Annotated in this window: 29 protein-coding genes and 1 other RNA gene; 6 read left to right on the forward strand and 24 right to left on the reverse strand. The window is 62.9% G+C overall.

The window, feature by feature from the left end:
- Positions 1–92 precede the first annotated feature (92 nt).
- From folP to ruvC, 17 genes are all read right to left on the reverse strand, one after another.
- A complete protein-coding gene (gene folP, locus G5V57_RS03325; protein ID WP_165166182.1) occupies positions 93–1,145 on the reverse strand; it encodes a dihydropteroate synthase in 1,053 nt (350 codons plus the stop codon).
- 254 nt (positions 1,146–1,399) lie between these two features.
- Positions 1,400–3,331, reverse strand: a complete 1,932-nt coding sequence (gene ftsH / locus G5V57_RS03330) for an ATP-dependent zinc metalloprotease FtsH (protein ID WP_165166183.1) — start codon at positions 3,329–3,331, stop codon at positions 1,400–1,402.
- Positions 3,332–3,461: 130 nt separating this feature from the next.
- Positions 3,462–4,733 carry a tRNA lysidine(34) synthetase TilS gene (gene tilS / locus G5V57_RS03335; protein ID WP_165166184.1) on the reverse strand — a complete coding sequence of 424 codons (1,272 nt, stop codon included), beginning with the start codon at positions 4,731–4,733 and terminating at the stop codon, positions 3,462–3,464.
- Entirely contained in the window at positions 4,720–5,733 is a 1,014-nt protein-coding gene (gene ybgF, locus G5V57_RS03340) for a tol-pal system protein YbgF (protein WP_165166185.1), read from the reverse strand. The genes tilS and ybgF overlap by 14 nt, the downstream gene beginning before the upstream one ends.
- A 146-nt stretch (positions 5,734–5,879) precedes the next feature.
- On the reverse strand, positions 5,880–6,374 hold the full coding sequence (pal, locus tag G5V57_RS03345; RefSeq protein WP_165166186.1) for a peptidoglycan-associated lipoprotein Pal: 495 nt from the start codon (positions 6,372–6,374) through the stop codon (positions 5,880–5,882).
- Between the two features lie 304 nt (positions 6,375–6,678).
- On the reverse strand, positions 6,679–7,179 hold the full coding sequence (gene pal / locus G5V57_RS03350) for a peptidoglycan-associated lipoprotein Pal (RefSeq protein ID WP_165166187.1): 501 nt from the start codon (positions 7,177–7,179) through the stop codon (positions 6,679–6,681).
- 121 nt (positions 7,180–7,300) lie between these two features.
- Entirely contained in the window at positions 7,301–8,629 is a 1,329-nt protein-coding gene (tolB, locus tag G5V57_RS03355; RefSeq protein WP_165166188.1) for a Tol-Pal system beta propeller repeat protein TolB, read from the reverse strand.
- Positions 8,630–8,643: 14 nt separating this feature from the next.
- Positions 8,644–9,585 carry an energy transducer TonB gene (locus G5V57_RS03360; RefSeq protein WP_165166189.1) on the reverse strand — a complete coding sequence of 314 codons (942 nt, stop codon included), beginning with the start codon at positions 9,583–9,585 and terminating at the stop codon, positions 8,644–8,646.
- Between the two features lie 3 nt (positions 9,586–9,588).
- Positions 9,589–10,074 (reverse strand): protein TolR, encoded by a 486-nt coding sequence (gene tolR, locus G5V57_RS03365; RefSeq protein WP_165166190.1) that lies wholly within the window; start codon positions 10,072–10,074, stop codon positions 9,589–9,591.
- 2 nt (positions 10,075–10,076) lie between these two features.
- Positions 10,077–10,787: a protein TolQ gene (gene tolQ / locus G5V57_RS03370; protein ID WP_165166191.1), complete on the reverse strand. Its 711-nt coding sequence runs from the start codon at positions 10,785–10,787 to the stop codon at positions 10,077–10,079.
- A 207-nt stretch (positions 10,788–10,994) separates the two neighbouring features.
- Complete coding sequence (gene ybgC, locus G5V57_RS03375; RefSeq protein ID WP_305849380.1) at positions 10,995–11,438, reverse strand: tol-pal system-associated acyl-CoA thioesterase; 444 nt, start codon at positions 11,436–11,438, stop codon at positions 10,995–10,997.
- The gene (gene ruvB / locus G5V57_RS03380) at positions 11,431–12,483 is read right to left on the reverse strand and encodes a Holliday junction branch migration DNA helicase RuvB (RefSeq protein WP_165166192.1); all 1,053 of its coding nucleotides are present in this window, start codon (positions 12,481–12,483) and stop codon (positions 11,431–11,433) included. Before ruvB ends, ybgC begins: the two co-directional genes overlap by 8 nt.
- Positions 12,480–12,914: a hypothetical protein gene (locus tag G5V57_RS03385; protein WP_165166193.1), complete on the reverse strand. Its 435-nt coding sequence runs from the start codon at positions 12,912–12,914 to the stop codon at positions 12,480–12,482. Before G5V57_RS03385 ends, ruvB begins: the two co-directional genes overlap by 4 nt.
- Positions 12,915–12,958: 44 nt before the next feature.
- On the reverse strand, positions 12,959–13,576 hold the full coding sequence (gene ruvA / locus G5V57_RS03390) for a Holliday junction branch migration protein RuvA (protein WP_165166194.1): 618 nt from the start codon (positions 13,574–13,576) through the stop codon (positions 12,959–12,961).
- Positions 13,573–14,001 (reverse strand): type II toxin-antitoxin system VapC family toxin, encoded by a 429-nt coding sequence (locus tag G5V57_RS03395; RefSeq protein WP_206530284.1) that lies wholly within the window; start codon positions 13,999–14,001, stop codon positions 13,573–13,575. The genes ruvA and G5V57_RS03395 overlap by 4 nt, the downstream gene beginning before the upstream one ends.
- A complete protein-coding gene (locus tag G5V57_RS03400) occupies positions 13,998–14,255 on the reverse strand; it encodes a type II toxin-antitoxin system Phd/YefM family antitoxin (protein WP_165166196.1) in 258 nt (85 codons plus the stop codon). Before G5V57_RS03400 ends, G5V57_RS03395 begins: the two co-directional genes overlap by 4 nt.
- A gap of 67 nt (positions 14,256–14,322) precedes the next feature.
- Entirely contained in the window at positions 14,323–14,850 is a 528-nt protein-coding gene (gene ruvC / locus G5V57_RS03405) for a crossover junction endodeoxyribonuclease RuvC (protein ID WP_371744720.1), read from the reverse strand.
- Between the two features lie 41 nt (positions 14,851–14,891).
- Between ruvC and G5V57_RS03410 the strand changes: the two genes are divergently transcribed.
- Positions 14,892–15,740, forward strand: a complete 849-nt coding sequence (locus tag G5V57_RS03410; protein WP_165166197.1) for an alpha/beta fold hydrolase — start codon at positions 14,892–14,894, stop codon at positions 15,738–15,740.
- A 13-nt stretch (positions 15,741–15,753) separates the two neighbouring features.
- On the opposite strand, the gene G5V57_RS03415 is transcribed toward G5V57_RS03410, so the two are convergent.
- Positions 15,754–16,503 carry a YebC/PmpR family DNA-binding transcriptional regulator gene (locus G5V57_RS03415; protein ID WP_165166198.1) on the reverse strand — a complete coding sequence of 250 codons (750 nt, stop codon included), beginning with the start codon at positions 16,501–16,503 and terminating at the stop codon, positions 15,754–15,756.
- Between the two features lie 169 nt (positions 16,504–16,672).
- On the opposite strand from G5V57_RS03415, the gene G5V57_RS03420 reads away from it, so the two are divergent.
- Positions 16,673–16,996, forward strand: a complete 324-nt coding sequence (locus G5V57_RS03420) for a hypothetical protein (protein ID WP_165166199.1) — start codon at positions 16,673–16,675, stop codon at positions 16,994–16,996.
- 1 nt (position 16,997) lies between these two features.
- On the opposite strand, the gene G5V57_RS03425 is transcribed toward G5V57_RS03420, so the two are convergent.
- From G5V57_RS03425 to G5V57_RS03440, 4 genes are all read right to left on the reverse strand, one after another.
- On the reverse strand, positions 16,998–17,819 hold the full coding sequence (locus tag G5V57_RS03425) for a TIGR00282 family metallophosphoesterase (RefSeq protein WP_165166200.1): 822 nt from the start codon (positions 17,817–17,819) through the stop codon (positions 16,998–17,000).
- A gap of 6 nt (positions 17,820–17,825) precedes the next feature.
- The gene (locus G5V57_RS03430; protein WP_165166201.1) at positions 17,826–18,425 is read right to left on the reverse strand and encodes a 5-formyltetrahydrofolate cyclo-ligase; all 600 of its coding nucleotides are present in this window, start codon (positions 18,423–18,425) and stop codon (positions 17,826–17,828) included.
- Between the two features lie 202 nt (positions 18,426–18,627).
- Positions 18,628–18,786, reverse strand: a non-coding RNA gene (gene ssrS, locus G5V57_RS03435) — 6S RNA.
- Positions 18,787–18,859: 73 nt separating this feature from the next.
- Positions 18,860–19,573, reverse strand: a complete 714-nt coding sequence (locus tag G5V57_RS03440) for a 3-keto-5-aminohexanoate cleavage protein (RefSeq protein ID WP_165166202.1) — start codon at positions 19,571–19,573, stop codon at positions 18,860–18,862.
- Positions 19,574–19,642: 69 nt separating this feature from the next.
- On the opposite strand from G5V57_RS03440, the gene G5V57_RS03445 reads away from it, so the two are divergent.
- Positions 19,643–20,215, forward strand: coding sequence for an ABATE domain-containing protein (locus tag G5V57_RS03445; RefSeq protein ID WP_165166203.1), 573 nt, complete (start codon positions 19,643–19,645; stop codon positions 20,213–20,215).
- A 30-nt stretch (positions 20,216–20,245) separates the two neighbouring features.
- Here the strand turns inward: G5V57_RS03445 and G5V57_RS03450 are convergent, their stop codons facing one another.
- Both G5V57_RS03450 and G5V57_RS03455 read right to left on the reverse strand, forming a co-directional pair.
- Entirely contained in the window at positions 20,246–20,599 is a 354-nt protein-coding gene (locus G5V57_RS03450) for a cell division protein ZapA (RefSeq protein WP_165166204.1), read from the reverse strand.
- Positions 20,600–20,605: 6 nt separating this feature from the next.
- Positions 20,606–20,890 (reverse strand): DUF4164 family protein, encoded by a 285-nt coding sequence (locus tag G5V57_RS03455; protein WP_165166205.1) that lies wholly within the window; start codon positions 20,888–20,890, stop codon positions 20,606–20,608.
- A 167-nt stretch (positions 20,891–21,057) separates the two neighbouring features.
- On the opposite strand from G5V57_RS03455, the gene tkt reads away from it, so the two are divergent.
- From tkt to G5V57_RS03470, 3 genes are all read left to right on the forward strand, one after another.
- Positions 21,058–23,094 carry a transketolase gene (gene tkt / locus G5V57_RS03460; protein ID WP_165166206.1) on the forward strand — a complete coding sequence of 679 codons (2,037 nt, stop codon included), beginning with the start codon at positions 21,058–21,060 and terminating at the stop codon, positions 23,092–23,094.
- Between the two features lie 84 nt (positions 23,095–23,178).
- Positions 23,179–24,378, forward strand: coding sequence for a phosphoglycerate kinase (gene pgk, locus G5V57_RS03465; RefSeq protein ID WP_165166207.1), 1,200 nt, complete (start codon positions 23,179–23,181; stop codon positions 24,376–24,378).
- 2 nt (positions 24,379–24,380) lie between these two features.
- Positions 24,381–25,400, forward strand: a complete 1,020-nt coding sequence (locus tag G5V57_RS03470) for a class I fructose-bisphosphate aldolase (RefSeq protein ID WP_165166208.1) — start codon at positions 24,381–24,383, stop codon at positions 25,398–25,400.
- Positions 25,401–25,454: the final 54 nt, after the last annotated feature.

A 25,454-nucleotide genomic window follows, 5' to 3' on the forward strand; every position in this document is an offset into this window, starting at 1 on the left:
ATCCAAACTCATTAACGTGATTGATTCTTATATGTTAGCGCGGGATTCTTGCGAAAAACCGGTGCCCGCTTTTTCGCATCCCACGCTCATGGTTAAAGTCCGCTGCTCTCCGGATCGGCGGCTGCCAACGCCACCGCCAATGCCTGCCGGGTCCCCTTGACATCGTGGACGCGCAGAATCTGGGCGCCGTTGAGGGCGGCATGAAGGGCGCCGCCGACGGAACCGAATACCCGCTGGCCCGCATTCTTCTCAGCCGTCAGCGCGCCGGTGAAGGCCTTGCGCGACAGTCCGACCAGGAGAACGGCGCCCAGCCCGTGGAACAGTGTCAGCTCGTTGAGCAGCGTCAGATTGTGGCGGAAGGTCTTGCCGAAGCCGATACCGGGATCGATTGCGATGAGCCGGCGGGGTATCCCTGCCGCCTCACACGCGGCGATGCGGCCGGCCAGCATATCGAAGACATCGAGCGTCACATCGTCATAGACGGGATTGACCTGCATCGTCTTCGGATCGCCCTGAGAATGCATGATGACCACCGGCAGATCGACATCCGCCGCGGCTTTGAGACTGTCCGAATCGTACGATAGGGCGGAGACGTCATTAATGATTGCGGCACCGACCGCCGCGGTGCGGCGCATGACCTGCGGCTTGCGCGTATCGACTGACACGCAGTGCCCGCCTTTCGCCAGGGCCCCGATGACGGGCAGGATGCGCGCAATCTCCTGGTCGGCCGTGACTGCGTCGGAGCCGGGACGGGTCGATTCTCCGCCGATATCGAGAATGTCGGCGCCTTCGCCGGCAAGCCCGAGACCATGGGCGACAGCCTCCACAGTGGTTGCCAGTTCGCCGCCATCGGAGAAAGAATCAGGGGTGACATTGACGATGCCCATGAGCTTCGGCCGACCCATCGCCAGGCCGGCGAAATCGGGGCGCGGGCTTTCGATCAAGGCGAGCCGTTCGCCGTGGTTGCGCGCTTCGGCGTAGGGAATGACGCTTCGCCTGACATGCGCGCCATCGCGCTCGATGAGCTCGGCTTGCGTGAAGGCGATGAAATCCGAACCGCCAAGCGCGCCGCCCTGGCCAGCCGCGATCGCCCGGCGCGCATCGGGTCCATAGAGAAGGCTGAGTGGTCGCAGATAGAGGGTCATGTACGACTTACCCTCGCCCCGCATCAGCAGGGAGAGGGAGGGCCCCATTGCCGAGCAATGGGAGGAGTGAGGGGCAAGCCCTGAGATCCGCGAGTTGCGAACGGAAAGTGGTTCTGCAGCGAGAGAAGAGAAGTGGATCTGAAATAGAATGCTCTTCGAAGCGCATGCCCCTCACCCTTCCCGCCGCTTCGCGTCGGGCCCCTGCCCTCTCCGCGCTGCAGCGGGGAGAGGGATGAAGGCATCGACCGATTGCCTCAGCCCTGCGGCTGCGGCTCCATTTCGCCAGTTGCCGGACCGCTTTTCGGACGCCCGGTGACCGGGACCGAGGATGCCTTGTCCGGCTTCTTGTGTCCGCCGCTCTGATCGTCGCGCTGGATCTTCTCGCCCTTGAGGACGAGCTTCACCTCATCGCCCGACAGCGTCTCGAATTCGAGCAGCGCCTTGGCCAGCGCATGCAGCTTGTCGGTGCCGTTTGTCAGGATCTCGCGCGCCTTGCGCTCGCCATCCTCGATGAGCTTGCGGATTTCGGCATCGATCAGCGAGGCGGTCTCGTCTGACAGGTTCTTTGTCTGGGTCACCGAATGGCCGAGGAAGACCTCCTGCTCATTGCCGTTGTAGCGCACGCGGCCGAGCTTGTCGGACATGCCCCACTCCGTGATCATGGCGCGCGCCAGCTGCGTCGCCATCTGGATGTCGCCGGTGGCGCCGTTGGTGACGTTCTTCTCGCCGCCGAGGATCAGTTCCGCCTCGCGGCCGCCGAACAGCACCGCGAGCCGCGCCTCGCACCATTCGCGGGTACGCGAATAGCGGTCGCCCTCGGGAAGGTTCATGGTGACGCCGAGCGCACGCCCGCGCGGGATGATCGTGACCTTGTGGAGCGGATCATAGGGCACCGAGAGACCGACAATGGCATGGCCGGCTTCGTGATAGGCGGTGTTGCGACGTTCCTCCTCGCTCATCACCAGCGAGCGGCGCTCGGCGCCCATCATGACCTTGTCCTTGGCGTCTTCGAATTCATGCTGGGTAACGAGGCGCTTGTTGCGCCGGGCCGCCAGCAAGGCCGCCTCATTGACGAGATTGGCGAGATCGGCGCCCGAGAAACCAGGCGTTCCGCGCGCCAGCACCTTGGGATCGATATCCGGCGCCAGCGGCACATTGCGCATATGCACGCGCAGGATCTGTTCGCGCCCGATGATGTCGGGATTGGGAACGGTGATCTGGCGGTCGAAGCGGCCGGGGCGCAGCAGCGCCGGGTCGAGCACGTCGGGCCGGTTGGTGGCGGCGACCAGGATCACGCCTTCATTGGCCTCGAAGCCATCCATTTCGACGAGCAGCTGGTTGAGCGTCTGCTCGCGCTCGTCATTGCCGCCGCCGAGGCCGGCGCCACGATGCCGGCCGACCGCGTCGATTTCATCGATGAAGATGATGCAAGGGGCGTTCTTCTTCGCCTGCTCGAACATGTCGCGCACCCGCGACGCACCGACGCCGACGAACATTTCGACGAAGTCGGAGCCCGAGATGGTGAAGAAGGGAACATTCGCCTCGCCCGCGATGGCGCGCGCCAGCAACGTCTTGCCGGTGCCCGGAGGGCCGACCAGCAGCGCGCCCTTCGGAATCTTGCCGCCGAGACGCTGGAACTTATGCGGATCCTTCAGGAATTCGACGATCTCCTGCAGGTCTTCCTTCGCCTCGTTGACGCCCGCCACGTCCTCGAAGGTCACGCGGCCGTGGCGTTCGGTGAGGAGCTTGGCCTTGGACTTGCCGAAGCCCATGGCCTTGCCGCCGCCCGATTGCATCTGGCGGATGAAGAACACCCACACGCCGATGAGGAGCAGCGTCGGCAGCCAGTAGAGCAGAGCATTGGAGAGGAACGAGTCGCTCTGCGCCGGCTTGGCGTTGAATGTGACGTTCTTCTCCTTGAGCAGCGTGATCAAACCGTCATCGGCAGGCGCGTATGTCGCGAACGTATCGTTGTTGCTGAGCTTGCCGGTGAGATAGGAGCTGCCGAAGCCGGCTTCGGTGATGGTGACGGTCTGCACCTCACCCGCACTCACCTTGCTGAGGAACGTCGAATAGTCGATGTCCTTGCTGTTGGAGCGCGAGGCCTGGCCCTGGAACAGGCTGAACAGGGCAAACAGCAGGATCGCGATGACGATCCAGACGGCGAAGTTGCGGAAATTATTCACGTGGTTCCTCTCTAAGGGGCGCACCAGGGCGCAAGACCGAAGACTTGGGCCGATCCTGCCGCCCAAAAGTTAAATCTAACATAGGGATGCGGGCCAGGATTGCCAAGCGTAGCGGCAATCCGCACTTGCATTAAAGGTCAATTTTCTGAAATTCCGCCTGCGCTTGCAACCCGGGCGAGACGGTTTGTCCCAGATAGCCGATGGATGGAACGGCGGCGATCTCTCCCGCCTGGAGGAGGGCCGGCAGCCCATCCTGCACGAAAGCCGGGATGGCCGGGTTGCGCGGCACTTTCAGGCCAAGCACCGGCAGGATAACGACGTCGCGGCAGGCCTGGCCGACACTGATCTTGAACCGGTTGTCCCACAGGACGCTCTGGCCTGGAGCCAGAAGCACCGGCGTCCGGCTGATCCGGCCGGCCTCCCGCCCGATCAGCAGGTGCCGCTGGCGCAGGGCGATACGGCAGCCGGCGAGGGTCCGCGCCTCGCTGCCGCTTTGCCGCAGCCTGTGATGAAGGGCCTCGACCGCCATGAGCCGCGGCGGCTCATCGCCACCCCCCAGACGCCCGAGCAGCCGTTCGAGAAGCTGGATGGCCACTTCCTCATCGAGCTTGCGGAAGGCGGCGAGCGCAACCATGGCGAAACCTTCCGGTCTGAGCTCCACATGGCGCGCCATGAAGTCGCGGGCCAGTTCCTCGATCGGATGCAGCGCCCGCTCGAGGCGGGCCGCCGAGCGTGCCACGGCTTCGGGGGTAAGGCCGAACTCGGCCAGGAGCGGCATCGCCTTGCGCAGGCGCACCCGCTCGAAGCGCTCGTCCTGGTTGCTTGGATCCTCGATCCAGGGATGAGCGGCGGCGGCGAGCGTCGCCCTGAGCTCGGCCCGGCTCGTATGCAGCAAGGGTCGCTCGAGAACGACCGGCCCGGCCTCGTCGGTGCGCATGCCGGCGAGCCCTCTGATTCCGCTGCCGCGCGCCAGCCGCATGAGGAAGGTCTCGGCCTGGTCCTCACGTGTATGTGCGGTTACCAGCATGCTGGCCCCCTGCGCCAGGCACCAGTCGCGCATCAGTCCATAGCGGATCTCGCGCGCTTTGGCCTGGAGCGCGCTGCGGGGTTTGCCGCCAGTCCAGCTGAGGATGCGGGCATCGAGGCCGAGCGCCTGCGCCCAGCCTGTGACGGTCCGGCATTCGCCCGCCGCCTCCGGCCGCAAGCCGTGATCGACGGTGAGAACGGTGATCCTGGGCGGATGCGCGAGCGTGTTGGACCAGCGCGCCACGAGCCACATGAGGGCCGTCGAATCGCTGCCGCCCGAAACGGCGAGCGCGACATGGGCATGGAAGGACAGGCTTTCGAGAAGCGCTTTCGCGGCGTCTTGGCTGATCGGCGAGGCTGCCTCAGCAGCCGGCACGCTTGATCTCCGACTGCGCCCGCTTCTTGGCCTCGGCCGCCTTCGGGAACTGCGAGCTCACCTGCATATAGGCGGCACAGGCCTGCTCCTTCTGGCCGAGCCTGTTCAGCGAGAGGCCGAGCTTGAGGAGGCTGTCGGCCGCCTTGCGGCTCTTCGGGAAGTCGCGATAGCCGGACAGGAAGGCTTGCGCCGCCTGCTTGTAATCGCCCTGCACATAATAGGTCTCGCCCAGCCAATATTGTGCGTTGCCGGCAAGGCTGTGGTCGCGATGCTGCTCGAGAAAGCCGCGGAAACCGACTTCGGCGTCGCCGAACTGGCGCCGCAACAGGCTCTCATAGGAGCGCTCATAAATGACTTCGGGATCGGCCGAGGCCGCAGCGCCGAGCGCCACCGTCTCGACCTTTTCGGGCACGAGATCATTGCCGCCGTCGCCATGGGCCGGGGGAACCAGAACTTGGCCGCCGCCATTTTCGACGCTGGCCGGCGGTACGAGCACCTGGCCTTCAGTGCCGCCGCCCGGAGGCACGAGCACCTGACCTTGGAACTCGCTGTTGGCATCCGTCTGATAGCCGTTATTGCCCTGCTGATAGGACGTGCTGGGAATCGTGCCGAGGATCTTGGGGCCGGGCGCCTTCTGCGTCTGGCCCTCCGGGAGATCGTCGCCGATCGTCTGCAGCGGCTGCTGGGTATATTCCGTGTCGCCGACCTGTTCGACGCCCTGACTGTCGAGGCTGTGATCCTGGACGGCCAGTTGGCGCTTGCGCGGCTGAGCCTGTGCCGGCTGCTCGCCGAGATCGCCCGATTTGCGCTGACCCTGGAGGCGCCTGACCTCGAAGGTCAGTTGCTCGACCTGTCCCATCAACTGCTGCAACTGATCTTCCATCCGGCCGACGCGGTCGGCCAGCTCGCCGTCCGATTGGGCGGAAGCAAGGGGGGCGCCACCGACGGCCATGGCCATCAGGAGGGCTGCAGGAAGGGTGACCTTCAACAATGTCTTCATCGCGTAACCGCTGCTGTGCCGAGCCGTCCCCAGCACCCCATTATTGGGCTTGGTCTCTAAAGGCGGTGAAAATGAGGCTTTATAAGGGGGGAAGGGAAATCATCCGGGACCTGTGGCCTCATGGCAACAGGTCCCGGACCGTCAACTCAGCCCGAAACCGCGCCGCCCGTGATCACGGTCACCGCGCGGCGATTCTGGGAATAGCATTGTTCGGCGTCGCACAAGGCCACTGGCCGCTCCTTGCCATAAGCGATCGAGGAGATGCGGTTGCCCTGGACGCCCTGGGCGATCAGGAACTCGCGGGTGGCGGTGGCGCGGCGCGCCGACAGCGAGATGTTGTATTCGCGTGTGCCACGCTCGTCGGCATGGCCTTCGACCTGCACGGTGACATTCGGATACTGCTTGAGCCAGGCCGACTGGCGGCGCAGCGTCTCCTGGGCTTCCGGCGTCAGCGTCGAGGTATCGACGATGAAGTAGATTCGGTCGCCGACATTAATGGCGAAGTCCTTTTCGGAACCCGGGACCGCCGTTCCGGCGCCATCGCCTTCCAGGTTCGGTTGATTCTTCTTCGAGCACGCGGCCAAAGCCAAAAAAACGGCGCAAATCAAAGCGATCTTGAAATTCGCCAAACGACGCAACATGATATCCCACTCCTATGTCCCGCCCTGTGCATTGCGGCCTCTCATCCGGGCCGCTCACCCACCACAGGACCAAATTGCTACCTTACAGTGCTCATTTAGGGTTAATTTTCCCTTCCCGGCATGCGCCGTAAGCACCCGTCAGTGGGGCTTATGACCGTAACAGCGCGGCGATTCTGTGGCCAATATTGCCGCACCCGCGAAATTACCTAGGAAAAAAGAGAGACAAGTCAACCGATAAAAGAAAACGAGCGCGGAAACCGCGCTCGCTCAAATCACTTGGTAGCTTGTCGGATGCTCGGCGAGCCTAGCTCGTCTTGGCGCCGGAGGTGATGACGGTGACGGTGCGGCGGTTCTGCGACCAGCACTGCTCGGCATCGCACAGCGCCGCCGGACGCTCCTTGCCATAGGCGATGGAGGAGATGCGGCTCGCCTCGATACCCTGGGCCATGAGGAACTCGCGTGTTGCGGTGGCGCGCCGCGCCGACAACGAGATGTTGTATTCGCGCGTACCGCGCTCGTCGGCATGGCCTTCGACCTGCACCATCACATCGGAGTACTGCTTGAGCCACGCGGCTTGACGGCGCAGGGTCTCCTGGCCTTCCGGGGTCAGCGTCGACTGGTCGACGAGGAAGAAGACGGTGTCGCCGACTTCGGTCTTGAACTGACCTTCCGAGCCCGGCAGCGCCGCTTGGCCGAGGCCGTTACTGGCCTCGAGATCGGGCGTGTTCTTCTTGGAACAGGCCGCAAGGGCCAGGAAACAGAAACACAAGGCGACGGCCTTGAACCCCGCACTCATACGCAACATGACTTTCCCACTCCTTTAAGCCGCTGGCGCCCGCTCCCGGCGACCCCGCAAGCGGATCAGGCCCCCTAGCCCGAAACCAACTTAATTCCCGAATTCCTGGCAGACTTCGTCCGCAGGCGAATTAATTCAACAAAGGCGACCACGCCGGATCCGACGCGAAGCTTGGCGTCTTGACGAGCTGTTCGTTGTAGCCCGAAACGTCGACCGAATAGAGCCTCGGGCCACCATTCTCCCCCGGCTCGTCGCGGAAGAACATGATCACGCGACTGTTCGGTGCCCATGTCGGACCTTCATTATGAAAACCTTCGGTTAACAATCTCTCACCATTACCGTCCGGCCCCATGACGCCGATGGCGAAGCGCCCGCCGCCCTGCTTGGTAAAGGCGATGTATCTGCCGTCGGGCGACCACACCGGAGTCGCATAGCGGCCCGAACCGAAGGAGATGCGGCGCTGGTTCGAACCGTCCGCATTCATGATATAGACCTGCTGCGTGCCTTCGCGGTCAGATTCGAACACGATCTGGCTGCCGTCGGGCGAAAACGAAGGTGCCGTATTGATCGCCGGCACATTGGTGAGCTGCTGCATCTGGCGCGAGCGCAGATCCAGAACGAAGATGTTGGAGTTGCCGCCATCCTGCAGGCTCATGATGACCCGCTGGCCATCGGGCGAGAAGCGCGGCGCGAAGCTCATATTGGGAAACTCGCCGACGATCTCGCGCTGCCCCGTCTCGATATTGTAGAGATAGACACGCGGCGTCCCCGAGCCGAACGCCATATAGGTGATCTCGAGCGAATTCGGCGAGAAGCGCGGCGTCAGCACGATCTGCTTGCCATCAGAAATGGCGCGCACATTGAAGCCGTCCTGATCCATGATCGAGAGTTTCTTGATTCGCTTGTCCTTAGGCCCGGTCTCCGCAACGAAGACGATGCGCGTGTCGAAATAGCCGGGCACGCCGGTCATCGTCTGATAGATCTTGTCGGAGATCAGATGGCCGAGCCGGCGCCAGTTCTTGGGCGAAGTGGTGAATTCGAAACCGGCGAGCTTCTGCTGCGAGCCCGTGTCCCACAGGATGAACTGCGCCTTGAGGCGGCCGCCCTCCATGATAGTCTGGCCGGTCACCAGCGCCTTGGCCTGGATCTGGCGCCAGTCGCCGAAGCGCGGCTCCTGATCGAAATTGCTGATCTGCTCGATGAAGGACTCGGGCGGCAACGGCCGGAAATAGCCCGACCGGCCGAGATTATTGGCGATGACGCCGGCAATGTCGGCGCCGGACTGGGCGGCCTCCTGCGAGGCACCGACAAAGGCGGTGATGGCGATCGGCAGGGGATCGATCTGGCCCTTGTTGACGTCGATCTCGACCGCCCGCGCGGCCGGGGCCAGCACCAAAGTGATCAGCAAGGTTGCGATGATTGCGGCGGTCTTCGCCGCAATATCAAATCTCTGCGCCATGTCGCCTCGATTTCTCAGCTTGGAAACATCATATTGGGATTGAAATTGACAGTGTTGTCCCGCCACAGGTCATATCTATCCTGCGGCAGGTTGTCATAAGGTTGGCAGTTCATTACCGCGGACAGCGCCGATTGCGCGGTTGTCGAAAACAGCGGGTCTGAGCTGCTGTTCAGAACCTGCGGCAGGCCGGAGACGGTGCCGTCCGAATTGAGGGAGAAGCGGACCTTCACGCTGATCTGGGCTTCCCGCGCGCCCGGCGGAACAGTCCAGCACTGAATGAGCCGCTGCTGAATAGCATCGGCGATCGTCGCCGACATGTCAGCGTCAGCGCCCGATACGTTGAAATCGCCCTGGTTCGGCGTGCCGGTCTCGGTCTGCGGTTTTTGTGGTGCGGTGCGCTTGTCGTCGGTCTTGTTGAGGAAGGCCGCGATATCGTCCGGATTGAATTCTTTCTTCGGCTTCAGTTTCTTCTCGGGCTTCTTCTCCGGCGGCTTCTCGGCCGGCTTCTTTTCCGGCTTCGCCTCGGCCTGCTTCTGCTCGGGCTTTTTCTCTTCCGGCTTCTCTTCGATCTTCTTCAGAAGTTCCGCCATCTCCTCGGGCTTGGGCGCCGGCTCCGGCTTGGCTTCGGGCTTCGGCTTTTCCTTAGGCTCGGGCGGCTTGGGCTCCGGCGGGGCCGAGGCCTCCTTCACCGCAGTCTTGACTTCCGGAGCGACTTCAGGCGCCGGTTGCACGGGCTTCATCACTTCGGCTGGCTTCGGCGCCGGCTTCTCGACCGGCTTCTTCTCTTCCGACTTCACAGTGGCCACGCGCGTGCTGACATCGTTGATCGATACGATGTCGACCGGGATCATGTCCTGATCGGTGACCTTGAACTCGTCTGGATTGGGCAGCACGACGAAGGCGGCGGCGAGGATCGCCGCATGCGCCATAAGCGATATCGTGAGGCTGCGCCGCATGCCCTATTTCTGCGCCTTCTTCTGTGACTTTTCGGGTGCCGTCGGCTCGGACGATGTGACGAGACCGATCTTCTTGAAGCCGGCGGCGTTGAGCTCGCCCATGACCTTCATCACGAGGCCGTAATTCACAGTGGTGTCGGCGCGCACGAAGATGCGCTCCTCATAGCCGTTCTTGGCAATCGCCTCGAGCTTCGCGACCAGGGTCTCCTGATCGATCGGCGTCTCTTGCAGGAACACCTGGCCGGCGGCGTCGAGCGACACGGTGATCGGCTCGGTGTCGCCCTGCATCGGCTTGGCCTTGGTCTGCGGCAGGTCGACCGGAACGCCGACCGTCATCAGGGGGGCGGCGACCATGAACACGATGAGCAGCACCAGCATGACGTCGACGAGCGGCGTCACGTTGATTTCGCTGATAGCCGAGAAGGACGAGCGCCGGCGGCTGCCGCGCCTCGTATATCCACCGCTTGTTCCGCCTGCCGAAGCACCCATTTCTACACCCGCTCGTCCAGCTGCCGCGAGATGATCGCGGAAAATTCGTCTGCGAAATTCTCCAGTCTGGCCCCGATCTTAGCAGCGTCGGCGGCAAACTTATTGTAGAAGATTGTCGCCGGTATGGCAGCAAGGAGGCCGAGTGCGGTCGCGATCAGCGCCTCGGCGATGCCCGGGGCGACGACTGCCAGATTGGTGTTCTGCGAATTGGCGATGGCCTGGAAGCTGGTCATGATGCCCCAGACGGTGCCGAAGAGGCCGATGAAGGGCGCCGCCGATCCGACCGTCGCCAGGAACAGAAGCCTGGATTCGAGATAGCCCATCTCCTTCTGGATCTGGACGTCCATCACCTTCTCGATGCGCTTCTGGACGCCCTGGAAGCCGGCCCGCGAGGCGGCTCCCTGGCTCCTTTTCCATTCGCGCATCGCCGCCATGAAAATGGCCGCGAGCCCGCTGTTATTGCGCGAGCCGAGCGCCATATAGAGATCCTCGAGCGACTGGCCGGACCAGAAGTTCTGCTCGAACTGTTCGCTCTGCCCCTGGGTGCGGCGATACACGAAGAACTTCTCGAAAATGATCGCCCAGGACCAGACCGATGCGGCGGCGAGGCCCAGCATCACCAATTGGACCACAAAGCCCGCATTCCAGATCAGATGCCAGAGGGAAAGCTGTCCCGCCCCTTGGGCCACGTTCTGTACAGTGTCAACTTCCATGCTTTGCTTTCTTTCCCACCGCCGGAATCCACATCCCCGCCCAGGCTTCTGGTGAAGCGAGCGAGGTAGATAAGGTTAAATCTGTCCAAACTGCGGCGTTGCGGGCTTTTTTGCCGCTGGAACCGCATATCGGGCGGAACAGAGAACAGCAAGCTATGGTTAAGGTACGGTTACGAAAGAGGGTTCCCTGGGACACAAGGGCTTGCGTCAGATCGTCTTGAGCGCTGCCGCCATGTCCTTGGGGAAACGCTTGGGTCGCCCCTGCGCGTCGACCAGAGCCACCGTCACATCGGCTGAAAATAGAGTTTCGCCGCTACGCAACACCTTCTGGTTGAGTTCCATGCGCGCACCACCCATCTCGCGGAAGCGCGTTTCGACTTCGAGCAGATCGTCGATCCTGGCCGGCTTGAGGAAATCGCAGACCATGCGGCGTACCACGAACCCCATACGACCCTGGGTTTCATGCCAATGCATCTCGTGATGGTGGATGCCGAGGAGCCTCAGGCAGTCGGAGCGGCCGCGCTCGCAGAATTTGAGGTAATTGGCGTGATAGACGGCGCCCGAGAAGTCCGTGTCCTCGTAATAAACACGGACCGCCAGCACATGGCGGTTCCCCTCGATACGCCCGGCGAGATCCGGCCACTCAGTCATCGCCGTTCTCCAGAGGCAGGATGCCTTGTGTGATCTCCGGCCGCTGCGGCACCTGCAGCCCCAGATGCCGGAAGGCATGCGGCGTCAAGAGACGGCCGCGCGGCGTCCGGTTGACGAAGCCCAGCTGGATGAGGAACGGCTCGATCACTTCCTCGATCGCATCGCGCGCTTCCGAAAGCGAAGCGGCAATGGTTTCGACCCCTACCGGCCCGCCGCCGAAGTTGACGGCGATACAGGACAGATAGCGATGGTCGAGCGCGTCGAGCCCGCGCGTATCGACCTCGAGATTGCGCAAGGCCTTGTCGGCGACCTTGGCGTCGATCGTATCGCTCCCGGCGACGGAAGCGAAATCGCGCACCCGCCGCAGCAGCCTTCCGGCGATGCGCGGCGTGCCGCGCGAGCGCCGCGCGATCTCACGCGCTCCCTCTTCCACCATGGTCACCTGCAGCACGCGCGCGCCGCGCCGGACGATGTCGAGCAGTTCCTCTTCGGTGTAGAAATCGAGCCGCACCGGAATGCCGAAACGGTCGCGCAGCGGCGTGGTGAGAAGGCCGGTGCGGGTGGTGGCCCCGATGAGCGTGAATTTTGCCAGGTCGATGCGCACCGAGCGCGCCGCCGGCCCTTCGCCGATAATGAGGTCGAGCTGGAAATCCTCCATCGCCGGATAGAGCACTTCCTCGACCGCCGGATTGAGCCGGTGGATTTCGTCGATGAAGAGCACGTCGCGCTCTTCGAGATTGGTGAGGAGTGCGGCGAGATCGCCCGCCTTGGCGATGACGGGTCCCGACGTGGCGCGGAAATTCACGCCGAGCTCGCGCGCCACGATCTGCGCCAGCGTCGTCTTGCCGAGACCCGGCGGGCCCGCGAAGAGGACATGGTCGAGCGCCTCGTTGCGCCCCTTCGCCGCCTCGATGAAGACATGCAGATTCTGCTTCGCCTTCGACTGGCCGACGAATTCCTTGAGCATCTGCGGACGCAGATGTGTGTCGAGCTGGTCCTCGGGACGCTGGTCGCGGCCAATGAGACGGTCGGACGCCGCGTTCATGCTTCTGCTTTCTGCCAATAGGCTTTGACCAGCCACCAGACGGCGAAGGCTGGAACGACGTGAATGATCATGCTCGACACGATGCCGCCAAGCGTCATTCCAAAAAAGATGAAATTAAAGATCAAAGCGAGTGGCACCGCTGCCATGAGAGCAACCTTTGCCGGCAATCTTCCAGAAGACCATCCATAGGCCGCGAACACGACACCACAGACGAGCGCCTGAATCCCGCCAACCACGTAGCCGAGGAAGACTCCAAAAATAACAGGGCTTCCTTTCACTTCGGCCACGATACCTTCGGGCAACAGACCACCTGGAACACCGGATAGGAAAAACATGAGCGCCGTACCGATGAGCGGGCCGACAATGGCGGCAATCAGGATGGTGACGATCGCCCTTGCCCAATACGGAAGGGCGCCTTCGCTCTTTGGCATCTCTCCTCGGCCTGATGACCGTAGCGCGCGCTCGCCAAACCCACTCATGCCAGTGCCAGCTCCTTGAGCGCGAGGCGGATCAATTGCTCGGTCGGCGCCTCATCGCCGGCTTTACGCATGGCGGCACTCACCGCCGCTCCCGCCTGGCTCTGGCCATAGCCGAGATTGACGAGAGCGGAGACCGCATCCGAGGCCGCGGTTGGCCTGGGCCCGCCGATCTCGGCCTGCAATTTCGCCAATGCCGGATCGGCCGGCGCGAAGGCCGGCGCCTTGTCCTTCAGCTCACTGACGATCCGCTGCGCCACCTTGGGTCCGACGCCGGGCGCCCGCGCCACCATTGCCTTGTCTTGGAGCGCTATGGCTTGCGCGAGATCCGAGGTCGACAGCGTCGAGAGCAGCGCCAGCGCCACTTTGGTGCCGACGCCCTGCACCGTCTGCAAGAGCTTGAACCATTCGCGCTCGCCTTGTGTGGCGAAGCCGACGAGGCGGATCATGTCCTGACTTACCAGCATCTCGGTGTGGAGTTCGCCGAACTCGCCGACGGCCGGCAATGCGGACAGCGTCTTGGTCGAGCAGAAACAGTGATAGCCGACGCCGTTCACGTCGATGATGACCCAGTCCGGTCCATAGGCGTCGATGCGGCCTTTGAGCTTGCTGATCATGAAGCGTGATCCCAGGGATTGACGAGCGCAACGCCCGTCGAGGCAAAATCCGCAATATTGCGCGTGACGACTGTCATTTTGTGAACTAGGGCAGTAGCGGCTATCAAAGCATCGCGTTCATTTTTCCGATCGAAAACATGGAGACGAGCGCAACACCGGGCGACGTCCACATCCACAGGCAATATCCTTCCACCGAAGCTTGGAAGTACCTGCTTCTCTAGCCAGCCCCGCAAAGCGGCGCCTTGCGTGACATCCTTACGTTCCATCTGATAAGCGCCAATTTCAAGTTCCATGATGGTGATTGCCGAAACATAGAGATCGGATGAAGAAACACTGTCGGCCCATTCGACAAAGCGAAGATCGGCTTTGCCGAATTGTGCTTTGCGCAATTCTGAGATGGCGTTGGTATCGAGCACGAACATCAGTCGAGATCGGCCGGCTTGACTTCTATGACGATACGCGGCGGATCGAACTCGAATTCGCCAGTGCCAGGCGGCATGGCCAGCATATCGACGATGCTGCGTCCTTTGCTGGACAGCCGTCGATATTCCTCGATACTGAGCAGTACATGCGCGGGCTTGCCGCGATCGGTGATGAACACCGGCCCCTTTTGGGCCGCCTTCTTGGCTCGGCTCGTGTCCTGGTTGAATTCCCGGCTGGTCAAAGTCGTGATGGTCATGGCAACTCCTCCATCCGGTGTTAAATTGTAGAAACGTGCCTACATTTAGCACGCCACCGTGAACAAGTCAAGAACGCGCCAGCCGCTTCGCCAAGCTTTGCGCGCCGCGGTGATGCGCATGGCAGATGGCGATCGCCAAGGCGTCTGCGGCGTCCGCCGACTTGGGCTGGGCCCTGGGCAGCAGCACCTTCACCATATGGTGGATCTGCTCCTTCTCGGCATGGCCGGCGCCAACCACCGTCTTTTTAACCTGGTTCGGCGCATATTCGGCGACCGGAATCCCCGCTTCAGCCGGCACCAGAAGGGCTATGCCGCGCGCCTGGCCGAGCTTCAGCGTGGCGCGCGGATCTGTATTGACGAAGGTCTCCTCGACCGCCGCCTCATCCGGCTGCCATTCGGCCACCACCTGCGCCAGCTGCACCTTGAGCTGTACCAGCCGCTCGGCGAGGGTCAGCGTCTGGTCGCTGGTGAGGACGCCGTCGGCGACATGAGAAAGCCTGGAGCCCTCACAGACGATCAGCCCCCAACCGGTGCGCCGGAGGCCGGGATCGATGCCGATGATTCGAACGGTGGACAGGGCCATAGGCTCGGGCATAGCATCCTTTCGTAAACGCCGCAGCTTCATGGGGAACTGTCATGCGCAGATTTCTTCGTACATGCGTGCTTGCCTTCATCGCCAGCTTCCTGGCGATTCTGCCGCTCAACGCCGAGGAGTTGTGGAAGACGCTGCCCAAGCCGCAGCCCTTGCCGCCCGCCACCGAAAGCGGCGATGCGCCGATCAACGGCATCACCGTCCATTACGCCATCTGGGGCGACGGCTCGCCCCTCATCCTGCTGCATGGCGGGCTTGGCAACATGGAATATTTCGGCGGCCAGGTGCCCGAGCTCGCGAAGCAGTATCGCGTCATCGCCATGGACAGCCGCGGCCACGGCCAGTCGACCCGCAATGCCGATCCCTACAGCTACGGCTTGATGGCCAAGGACGTCATCGGCCTGATGGATCATCTCAAGATCGACAAGGCCTCGATCGTCGGCTGGAGCGACGGCGGCATCATCGGTCTCGATATCGCGATGAACTATCCCGACCGCCTCGACCGGCTCTTCGCCTTCGGCGCCAACACCAATGTGGCCGGCCTCAAGCCGAATATCGACAAGGACCCGACCTTCTCGAAATACATCGAGATTGCCGGCCAGGACTATGAGCGCCTGTCGAAGACGCCCAAGGACTATAACGATTTCGTCGCCGCCATCAGCCAGATGTGGGCGACGCAGCCCGACTACAAGCCGGAGCAGCTGGCCAAGATCACCGCCCCCGTCGCCATCGCCGATGGCGAGCACGACGAGGCGATCCGCCAGGAGCATGACGTGGAGATGGCCAAGGCCATTCCCGGCGCCAAGCTGGTGATCCTGCCGGGAGTGAGCCATTTCGCCATGCTGCAGAATCCGCAGCTGTTCAATCAAGCCGTATTGGAGTTTCTGAAATAGCTGACGCGTCGCCTCAGGCGGCGGTGAGCTTCTTCATCACGTCGTCGGAGACTTCGAAATTGGTGAAGACGTTCTGCACGTCGTCATCCTCGTCGAGCGCGTCGATGAGCTTCATCAGCGTTGTCGCCGTCTCTTCATCGACCGGAGTCACGGTCTGCGGCTTCCACACCACCTTTACCGTCTCGGCATTGCCGAGCTTGGTGGAGAGCGTGGACGTCACTTCGCCGATGCTCTCGAAGGCACACAGGATGAGATGGCCGTTCTCGTCCGACTGCACATCGTCGGCGCCCGCCTCGATGCCCGCTTCCATGACGGCATCGGCCGAACCCGCCGCCGCCTTGTAGGTGATTTCACCCATACGGTTGAACATGAAGGCGACGGAACCCGTTTCCCCGAGATTGCCGCTATACTTGGCGAAGAGCGAACGCACATTGCTAGCCGCGCGATTGCGGTTATCGGTCAGCGCCTCGACGATGATGGCGACGCCGCCCGGACCGTAGCCCTCATAGCGGATCGCTTCATAGGTCTCGGCATCGCCGCCCATCGCCTTCTTGATGGCGCGTTCGATATTGTCCCTCGGCATATTCTCGGCACGGGCATTCTGCACCGCGAGCCTGAGGCGTGGATTTTTCTCGGGGTCGGGCAGACCACTCTTCGCCGCCACCGTCACTTCGCGGGCAAGCTTGGAAAACAACCGAGACCGGATGGCATCCTGCTTACCCTTCCGGTGCATGATGTTCTTGAACTGGGAATGACCTGCCATGGATCCTCGAATATGTCCCTTATCGGGGGCGTTATAGCCCCCTCCGCACAAGATTAACAAGCGGTCCGGCATAGTAAATCCATCGTAAAATACCGTCTCTGTGCACTTAACCCGTCCTTAAGTCGGTTCGCTCAATTTGAGGCAAAGGGTTAGTAACGAGGAGCGTATCATGAAGATCAACCCCGGTTCAGCTGGACAGATTGTATTTGCGGCGGAAGGCCTCGCTGGGGCCGCCTGTTCCGCGGCTTTGAAGAAAGTGCGTTCGCTGGCAAACGCCGCCCCCTCGGGCCGCGCCTTCGCCGCCATCGCGACGCTGAGCGACCTCTCGCAGGGCGCCGAGACACATATCAGGGCCGGCAGCGACGCGCTTGGACGCGGCGATACCGCGAGTGCTCAAACTGAATGGGCCCAGGCGGTGAATGTCATGACCCAGCTGGCGCATGAGGCTCGTGCCGGCCAGCCTGCCCGCATCGCCAAGGCGAAGGCCGTTTAAGCTACCAGAAGTCGATCTGCGCTTCGGAAAGGCGTCCGCCGATCCGGACCGGCGCAATCTTGAGGGCGAGACCGGTCACGTCGTCGGTCTCGACCGCGACGCCTGAGACCGTCGCCTCGCCTTCGGCCGGGCGCATGCGCTCGATCGGCAGTTTGCGCGTGAAGCGCTGCAACGGCTCTTCCTTCGCCATTCCGATAACCGAGTCATAGTCACCGCACATGCCGGCATCGCTCATATAGGCGGTGCCGTTCCTGAGGATGTGATGGTCGGCGGTCGGCACATGCGTATGGGTGCCGACGACGAGACTGGCGCGCCCGTCGACATAATGTCCGAACGCCATCTTCTCCGACGTCGCCTCGGCATGAAAATCGATGATCACCGCATCGCAGTCGCGCCCGAGCGCGCACAATTCGAGCTCGCGGTCGACCGCGCGGAACGGATCATCGAGCTGCGGTTCAATCATCACCCGTCCCATGATGTTCATGACCAGCACGCGCTTGCCGCTCCTGGTGACGAACAGGCCGACGCCCTTGCCCGGCACACCGGGTGGATAATTCAGGGGACGGAGCATATTCGGAACGCGCTCGATGAAGATGAGCGCCTCGCGCTGATCGAAGGAATGATTGCCGAGCGTCACCACATCGGCGCCGGCATCGACGAGGCCGTTATAGATGTCCTCGGTGATGCCGAAGCCATGCGCGGCATTCTCGCCATTGACCACCACGAGATCCGGCGCATGGCGCGCCCGCAGCTGCGGCAGCACGCGCGCCACCGCCTCCCGGCCGCAACGGCCGACGACATCACCTAGAAACAACAGCCGCATGGAGGATCAGCGCTTTGGCTCGATGACGCCGCGCTCGGTCATGACCCAATCGAGCGGCTCGTCATAGGGTGCTACGGGAACCTCGTCCATTTCCTGCTCGGCATAGGCCACACCGATCGCCGTCACCGGCTTGAGCTTGCGCAGTTCGGCCAGCGTGCGGTCATAGAAGCCCCCGCCATAGCCCAGCCGATAGCCGCGCCGGTCGAACGCGAGCATCGGCACCAGAAGCACGTCGGGTTGAAGCTCGAGCGCGGTTTCAATCGGGACCGGGATGTCCCAGATACCGCGTCCTGTGGGCTCTCCCGGCGCCCAGGCGCGGAAGGTCAGGGGTTCGCCTTTCGCCATGACCACCGGTAATGCCGTCTGCCAGCCTTCGCTCACGAGACGCGCGAGGAGCGGAAGCACGTTGATTTCGGCCTGATAGGGGTAGAAGCCCGAGAGGGTCGCCATGTCGCCCTTGCGCGCTATCGGCAGTTCGTGCTGCGCGAGCATGAGACCGGCGCGGTCGCTGAGCGTCTTGTGAGCCTGCGCGCGCGCCGCATTGGCAACCGTCCGCGCCCGGCGCTTTTGGTCCAGAAGATCGCCGGAGCGCTTTGCAGCTTGCATGTCATCCCTCGCTTCGAAGTCACCGGCGCGTGATCAGGAAAAGCGGACACCCGTATTCCGTCCAATCACGCGCCTTACTTATTAGTTCCGATCACCTTCATCATGTCCGATCGAATCGGCAGATGTGAACGTGAACGAGCGCATGACCTGGATAAGCTGAATCCAGCCATCCGAACAGATCCTGCGCCAATCAAATATCGAGTGGCGGGCCGCCATGGCCGTGGGAGAATGACGATCCCGGGTACCTACAAGTGTAGGTGGGCGCCGTGTGGGCAAGGCCACGGCCAAGCCTAGGGACAGCTCCCGCGAGAATCGTATAGGCCCTAGGGAAATGATCTCCTCACGTACCGGGCAGCTCGCCGACTCCTAATCTAAGCGCAAGCCGTCCTGAAATCCAGGACCGGCGGCAAAGAGTCCACTGTCCCATGCCGCCCTCAAGTCAATTCACGCGCGGCGGCGATGATCGCCGGATTGCCGGTCGCGATGCGCCCGTCGGGAAGCGTCAGGCCGTCTTCGAAACCGAGACGCGCATCGACGCCGAGCGTGCGCGACTTGCGGTAGAGCGGCCACATCGTCTCATCGAAACCATGGAGAAGGATCGGGAGATCAATCCGCTTCTCTTTGATGATGCCGATCATCTCGTCGGACAGCGCGAGCGCGTTCGCCACAGTCTTCTCGAAATCGATCTCGACCAGAATGCGCAGGCAGTCTTTCGCAGATGCAAGCGACACGAATTTGCGCGCATCGGCGGCCGTCGCGAGTCCGGCTTCGACGCCGATATTCTTTGCCAGCATCAGATCAATGACGTCACTGGCATCTGCCTCACTCAGATTGACCGATACGTAATCGGGCAGCACCTGCCAGGCCTCCATCTCGGAGAAGCCGCGGCGCGGATCGACCCGGATGCCTTCACGCGTCGTCAGGCCTACTGGAATGCCGGGCACCGCCCGGCGGATCGCCGCAAGCGCCGCAGCCGTGGCCTCAGGGTCGAGCGTTTCGAGACCTTGCGCGTCGCGCGGATGCACATGCAGCTCAGCCACGCCAAGGGCCACGACGCGCGCGGCGTCGCGCGCCAGGTCATCGGCAGTGACCGGGATATGCGGATGGTCGCGGCGGCTGCGCGCGCCGTTGAGACAGGCTTGCAGCATGGATCCTCCCGTGGGCACCGGTTAAACCGGTGCTAGACTAGCAACGTGGAACCAGTTAAACAAGTACCCATGGTCGACATCCATCCATCGGACTGGAAATTCCGCTTCCGCTCCGGTCGCCTGTGCCTCGATTTCATCGCAACCGTCGGCGATCGCGACCATATGGCCTTCGATCGCTGGCAAAGTGAAGCCGATTTCGGCCGCTGGTGCATGGCGGCGGGTCTCCTGCCCCACACCATCACGGTCACCTCCGTGGAACTCGACGGCGCCCGGCGCTTGCGCGAGGCGCTTTATCGGCTTGTTCTCGCCGCGCTGGCCCAGAGCGAGCCCGACCCGGCCGATCTCGCTCTCTTGAATAGCGCGGCACGCGCAGCACCGCTTGTTCCGCAGCTCGCGGCTATTGGGGGCCCGAGCCGATGGGAATCCGACACGCCCTATGACGCGGTGCTCGCCATGGTGACGCGCGATGCGATCGAGCTCCTGTCAGGCGAAATGATGGGCCGCGTGCGCAAATGCGCCGACGATCACTGCTCGGTCCTCTTCCTCGACCTGTCGCGCGCGGGCAGGAGGCGCTGGTGCGCCATGAACGGCTGCGGCAACAAGGTGAAAAAAGCCGCATATCGTAAGCGGCTGCGCGCTTGAAGCGCGCCAGGTCGAAAGGATGATCGTGATCTAGGGTATCTTGGCGGCCAGGCCCTGCAGGCGCTGCGCCGCGATTTCCATGCGCTCGGCGAACTTCGCTTCCATTTCGCGGGCCTGCTGCGCCGTGACGTTGCGGGCTTCGCGGGCGCTGCGCAACTGGTCCTCGAGCTCCTCGATACGCCTGACCGATTCGGAGAGCCGGTCGGCGACCATGAGCCCCGCCATCACCAGGAGTCGGATGTCGCCCACCGCGCCGACATTGCTCTTGATGCGCGACACCTCAGTATCGAGCAGCTTGGCGAGCTCGCGCAGTTGCTCTTCCTCGCCATCCGGGCACTGCATCGTATAGGGGCGGTCATTGACCGTGACGATCACTTGCGCCATCGGGCTTTACCCTCCACTGTTGCTGTGGAGAACGGCACGGATGCGCGACATCGCCGCATCTATCTTGCCGACCGCCTTCTGATTGGTGGAAACAAGGTCATTGGCCTTGGCGCGCACACCGTCGAGCTCCTGGGCGAGCCGCGAACGGTCGAGCCGCAGCGCCTCCGCCGCCGCTTCAAGCGACTCTTCGTGCGACTTGCGCTCGTTCTGCCGCGCGACAGCGGCCTCGAACTGCCTGAGCGCCGCGTCGAACAAATTCAATGCCTCGTCGAGCTTGCGCGTATCCGCCATTTCATCCCAACTGCTGGCCGGCCTCTGCGAATCCCTTCCGGCGCGACTCTTAAGTTAAGCTCAGCGGCCCATCGGCGCAACCGGTTCCGATCTTGTTCACAGAGGTTGACTCAAGGGGCTTGGGTGCTATCTCTGGCCCCCCGAATTCACCGAGAGCGAGCAGCCCAATGACCTCCGACACGGCCGCGCAGGCCGCGACTTCCCTAAGCGCCACCCTCATTTCGGATGAAGAGCGCCTCAAGCTCCGGACCTATGCCAATGCCATCCGCGCTTTGAGCATGGACGCCGTCCAGAAGGCCAATTCCGGTCATCCGGGCCTGCCCATGGGAGCGGCCGACATCGCCACCGTGCTATTCTCGCGCTTCGTCAAATTCGATGCCGCCGACCCGCACTGGCCGGATCGCGACCGCTTCGTGCTTTCCGCCGGCCACGGCTCCATGCTGCTCTATTCGCTGCTGTTCCTGCTCGGTTACAAGGACATGCCGCTGGACCAGCTCAAGAATTTCCGCCAGCTCGGCTCGAAGACCGCCGGCCATCCCGAATATGGCCATGCCGAGGGCATCGAGACGACCACCGGCCCCCTGGGCCAGGGCATCGCCAATGCGGTCGGCATGGCGATCGCCGAGCGCCATCTCAACGCCCGCTTCGGCGGCGATCTCGTCAATCACAAGACCTATGTACTGTCCGGGGACGGCTGCCTTATGGAAGGCGTCTCGCAGGAAGCCATCACGCTGGCCGGCCATCTCAAGCTCAACCATCTGATCGTGCTCTGGGACGACAACGGCATCTCGATCGACGGCAAGGTCTCGATGGCGGATTCGACCGACCAGCTCGCCCGCTTCGCCGCCTCGGGCTGGAACACCACGATCATCGACGGTCATGACAGCGCGGCGATCGCGGCTGCCCTCGAAGCGGCCCAGTCCAGCGACAAGCCGTCTCTCATCGCCTGCAAAACGATCATCGGCTACGGCGCCCCCAACAAGCAGGGCACCGCCGCCACGCACGGTTCGCCCCTCGGCGCCGACGAAGTGGCCGCCGCCCGCAAGACGCTGGGCTGGGACCATCCGCCTTTCGAGATTCCGGCCGACATCATCGATTTCTGGCGCGCCGCAGGCAAGCGCGGCCGCGCCGAGCGCGAAGCCTGGGAAAAGCGCCTGGCCGCTAGCTCTTCGAAGAGCGACTTCAAGCGCGCCATCGCGGGCGCCCTGCCGGCGAATTTCGACGACACCATCGCCGACTACAAGAAGAAGCTGGCGCAGGAGCCGCCGGCGCTCGCCACCCGCAATGCCTCGCAGAACGCTCTCGACGTCATCAATGCGGTGGTGCCCGAGACGATCGGCGGCTCGGCCGACCTCACCGGCTCCAACAATACCAAGTCAAAAGACCTCAAGGCCCTCAACGCCGCCGACTATGGCGGGCGCTATGTCTATTACGGCATCCGCGAGCACGGCATGGCGGCGGCCATGAATGGCATGGCGCTGCATGGTGGCGTCATTCCCTATGGCGGCACTTTCCTGGTCTTCACCGATTATTGCCGGCCGTCCATCCGCCTGTCGGCGCTCATGGGGATCCGCGTGATCTATGTGATGACGCATGACTCCATTGGTCTCGGCGAGGACGGGCCGACCCATCAGCCGGTCGAGCATCTGGCCGCCTTGCGCGCCATCCCCAATCTCCATGTCTTCCGCCCCTGCGATGCGGTGGAGACGGCGGAATGCTGGCAGCTGGCGCTCAAGGCCGAGAAGACCCCGAGCATCCTGGCGCTCACCCGCCAGAAGCTCAGGCCGGCGCGCATGACCTATTCGGCGAAGAATCTGTGCGCCCAAGGAGCGTATGAGATCGCGCCGAGCGCAAAGAAGTCGAAGGCCGTCATCTTCGCCTCCGGTTCCGAAGTTGAGATCGCCATCGATGCCAAGGCCCTTCTCGACAAGGCCGGCATCCCGGCCCGGGTCGTCTCGGTGCCTTCGATGGATCTCTTCGAGAAGCAGAGCAAGGCCTACAAGGACAAGGTGCTGGGCACGGAGAAGATCCGCATCGGAATCGAAGCGGCCTTGCGCAACAACTGGGACCGCTTCATCGGCCTCGACGGCATCTTCGTCGGCATGACCGGTTTCGGCGCCTCGGGCCCGATCGAAAAGCTCTACCCGCATTTCGGTATTACCGCCAAGCATGTGCTGCAGGCGGTCAAGAAGAAGACGCGCTGAGGGCTGCGTTCGCCCTCCTTCCCTCCCCTTGCGGGGAGGGTGGGGTCGGACAGCGGTGGAATACTGTCAGGGAGCCTTGTGTTAATGCCTGCTTTCAAGACACTCGATCAGCTCGACGCGAAGAACAAGCGTATCGTTGTCCGCGTCGATCTCAATGTGCCGATCGAGAAGGGCGTGGTGCGCGACGCGACGCGCATCGAGCGCATCGTGCCGACCGTCAAGGAACTTCTCGATAAGGGTGCGGCGGTGATCCTGCTCGCCCATTTCGATCGGCCCAAGGGCAAGGTCGTGCCGGAAATGTCGCTGCAGCCGGTGGCGGCGGCGCTGGAGAAGGCGCTGGGGCGTCCGGTCACTTTCGTCTTCACCGACTGGCTGGATGGCAAAGCGGTTGAAGCCGCGAGTAATGCAAAGCCCGGCCAGTGCCTCCTCATGGAGAACACCCGCTACCACGCGGGCGAAGAGAAAAACGACACCGCTCTTTCCAAGACATTCGCGAGCCTGGGCGATGCTTACGTGAATGACGCATTTTCGGCGGCCCATCGCGCTCACGCCTCGACCGAGGGTGTCGCCCATCTCCTGCCGGCTTATGCCGGACGCGCCATGGAGGCCGAGCTCAGGGCGCTCGAGGCCGCACTCGAGAAGCCGAAGCGGCCTCTCGTCGCCGTGGTCGGCGGTGCCAAGGTCTCGACCAAGCTCGAACTCCTCGGCAATCTGTCGGGCGTCGCCAATGTGATCGTGATCGGCGGCGGCATGGCCAACACCTTCCTCGCGGCTCTTGGCCATCCAGTCGGCAAGTCGCTCTGCGAGCATGACCTCGCGCAGACGGCGAAGGACATCCTCGCCACCGCGAAGGCGAAGTCCTGCGAGATATTGCTGCCCGTCGATGCCGTCGTCGCCAAGGAATTCAAGGCCGGCGCGCCATCCCGTGTCGTCGATATCACCGGCGTCGCCGCCGACGAGATGATCCTCGATGCCGGGCCGAAGAGCATAAGCGCCATCAAGACCGCTTTCGACAAGGCCGGCACTCTCGTCTGGAACGGGCCGCTTGGCGCCTTCGAGATCGAACCCTTCGATAAGGCCACCAACGAGGCGGCGCGCCATGCGGCCAAGCTGACCCGGGAGGGCAGGCTCGTCTCGATTGCCGGCGGCGGCGACACCGTCGCCGCCCTCAACCAGGCGAAAGCCGCTGACGATTTCAGCTATATTTCAACGGCAGGGGGCGCCTTCCTCGAATGGCTGGAAGGCAAGCCGCTGCCAGGTGTTAAGGCTTTGAGAGGAGCGTAAAGATGAGCGAAAAACTTGCAAAAGTCGCCGAAGCGATAGTGACGCCCGGCAAGGGCATCCTGGCCGCCGATGAAAGCACCGGATCGATCAAGAAGCGCTTCGATTCGATCAATCTGCCGTCGACGGAGGAAAATCGCCGCGACTATCGCGAGATGCTGTTCTCCGCCAAGGACGGCATGTCGAAGTATATTTCGGGCGTCATTCTGTTCGACGAGACGATCCGCCAGAAGGGCAAGAACGGCACGCCGCTGGTCGACCTTATCAAGTCGACGGGGGCTATTCCGGGCATCAAGCTCGATGCCGGCGCCAAGCCCTTGGCGACCTCGCCCAAGGAGACGGTGACGGAAGGGCTCGACGGCCTGCGTGATCGCATCAAGGAGTATGTCGGCTTGGGCGCCCAGTTCGCAAAGTGGCGCGCCGTGATCGATATCGGACAGGGCTTGCCCACGCACAACTCCATCCATGCCAATGCCCATGCCTTGGCGCGCTACGCGGCGCTCTGCCAGGAAGGCGGCCTCGTTCCCATCGTCGAGCCGGAAGTTCTGATGGAGGGAAGCCACGACATCGATACCTGCATGAAGGTGAGCGAATGGGCGCTGAACGAGCTCTATCGCGAGCTTTATTATGCCGGCGTCGTGCTCGAAGGCACCATTCTCAAGCCGAACATGGTCGTCTCGGGCAAGGATTGCGCCAAGCAGGCGTCGCGCGAGGAAGTGGCAGAGAAGACGGTCACGGTCCTGAAGCGCTGCGTGCCTGCCGCCGTGCCGGGCATCGCTTTCCTGTCGGGTGGCCAGTCGGATGAGGACGCGACGGCGCATCTCCACTACATGAACGCGATCGGCAACCTGCCTTGGAAGCTCACCTTCTCCTACGGCCGCGCTTTGCAGGCCGCCGCCCTCAAGACCTGGAAGGGCAAGGCGGAGAATGTCGCCGCCGCCCAGAAGGCCTTCAACCACCGCGCCGAGATGAATGCGCTCGCGGCTTCCGGCAAGTGGTCGCAGAAGCTGGAAAAGGCGGCCTGATCTCGGGCTGCTGACTGTTGCCTGTTCTTGGGGCCGGTATTGTGCGATGAACTC

Origin of the sequence: Nordella sp. HKS 07 (genome assembly GCF_011046735.1) — a bacterium.
Classification (GTDB): domain Bacteria; phylum Pseudomonadota; class Alphaproteobacteria; order Rhizobiales; family Aestuariivirgaceae; genus Taklimakanibacter.

Bases quoted from the DNA above. Each gene is read 5' to 3' on its own strand.
- ruvC (WP_371744720.1), bottom strand. From the start codon at position 14,850: ATGCCCGAGCCTATGGCCCTGTCCACCGTTCGAATCATCGGCATCGAT.
- G5V57_RS03425 (WP_165166200.1), bottom strand. From the start codon at position 17,819: ATGCGGCTGTTGTTTCTAGGTGATGTCGTCGGCCGTTGCGGCCGGGAG.
- pal (WP_165166186.1), bottom strand. From the start codon at position 6,374: ATGTTGCGTCGTTTGGCGAATTTCAAGATCGCTTTGATTTGCGCCGTT.
- ruvA (WP_165166194.1), bottom strand. From the start codon at position 13,576: ATGATCAGCAAGCTCAAAGGCCGCATCGACGCCTATGGACCGGACTGG.
- G5V57_RS03450 (WP_165166204.1), bottom strand. From the start codon at position 20,599: ATGGCGCAAGTGATCGTCACGGTCAATGACCGCCCCTATACGATGCAG.
- folP (WP_165166182.1), bottom strand. From the start codon at position 1,145: ATGACCCTCTATCTGCGACCACTCAGCCTTCTCTATGGACCCGATGCG.
- G5V57_RS03470 (WP_165166208.1), top strand. From the start codon at position 24,381: ATGAGCGAAAAACTTGCAAAAGTCGCCGAAGCGATAGTGACGCCCGGC.
- G5V57_RS03410 (WP_165166197.1), top strand. From the start codon at position 14,892: ATGCGCAGATTTCTTCGTACATGCGTGCTTGCCTTCATCGCCAGCTTC.
- G5V57_RS03385 (WP_165166193.1), bottom strand. From the start codon at position 12,914: ATGCCAAAGAGCGAAGGCGCCCTTCCGTATTGGGCAAGGGCGATCGTC.
- G5V57_RS03415 (WP_165166198.1), bottom strand. From the start codon at position 16,503: ATGGCAGGTCATTCCCAGTTCAAGAACATCATGCACCGGAAGGGTAAG.
- pgk (WP_165166207.1), top strand. From the start codon at position 23,179: ATGCCTGCTTTCAAGACACTCGATCAGCTCGACGCGAAGAACAAGCGT.
- tolQ (WP_165166191.1), bottom strand. From the start codon at position 10,787: ATGGAAGTTGACACTGTACAGAACGTGGCCCAAGGGGCGGGACAGCTT.
- G5V57_RS03455 (WP_165166205.1), bottom strand. From the start codon at position 20,890: ATGGCGGATACGCGCAAGCTCGACGAGGCATTGAATTTGTTCGACGCG.
- G5V57_RS03445 (WP_165166203.1), top strand. From the start codon at position 19,643: ATGGTCGACATCCATCCATCGGACTGGAAATTCCGCTTCCGCTCCGGT.
- G5V57_RS03430 (WP_165166201.1), bottom strand. From the start codon at position 18,425: ATGCAAGCTGCAAAGCGCTCCGGCGATCTTCTGGACCAAAAGCGCCGG.
- tolR (WP_165166190.1), bottom strand. From the start codon at position 10,074: ATGGGTGCTTCGGCAGGCGGAACAAGCGGTGGATATACGAGGCGCGGC.
- G5V57_RS03400 (WP_165166196.1), bottom strand. From the start codon at position 14,255: ATGACCATCACGACTTTGACCAGCCGGGAATTCAACCAGGACACGAGC.
- G5V57_RS03360 (WP_165166189.1), bottom strand. From the start codon at position 9,585: ATGCGGCGCAGCCTCACGATATCGCTTATGGCGCATGCGGCGATCCTC.
- ruvB (WP_165166192.1), bottom strand. From the start codon at position 12,483: ATGAACGCGGCGTCCGACCGTCTCATTGGCCGCGACCAGCGTCCCGAG.
- tolB (WP_165166188.1), bottom strand. From the start codon at position 8,629: ATGGCGCAGAGATTTGATATTGCGGCGAAGACCGCCGCAATCATCGCA.
- ybgF (WP_165166185.1), bottom strand. From the start codon at position 5,733: ATGAAGACATTGTTGAAGGTCACCCTTCCTGCAGCCCTCCTGATGGCC.
- G5V57_RS03440 (WP_165166202.1), bottom strand. From the start codon at position 19,573: ATGCTGCAAGCCTGTCTCAACGGCGCGCGCAGCCGCCGCGACCATCCG.
- pal (WP_165166187.1), bottom strand. From the start codon at position 7,179: ATGTTGCGTATGAGTGCGGGGTTCAAGGCCGTCGCCTTGTGTTTCTGT.
- tkt (WP_165166206.1), top strand. From the start codon at position 21,058: ATGACCTCCGACACGGCCGCGCAGGCCGCGACTTCCCTAAGCGCCACC.
- ybgC (WP_305849380.1), bottom strand. From the start codon at position 11,438: ATGACTGAGTGGCCGGATCTCGCCGGGCGTATCGAGGGGAACCGCCAT.
- G5V57_RS03420 (WP_165166199.1), top strand. From the start codon at position 16,673: ATGAAGATCAACCCCGGTTCAGCTGGACAGATTGTATTTGCGGCGGAA.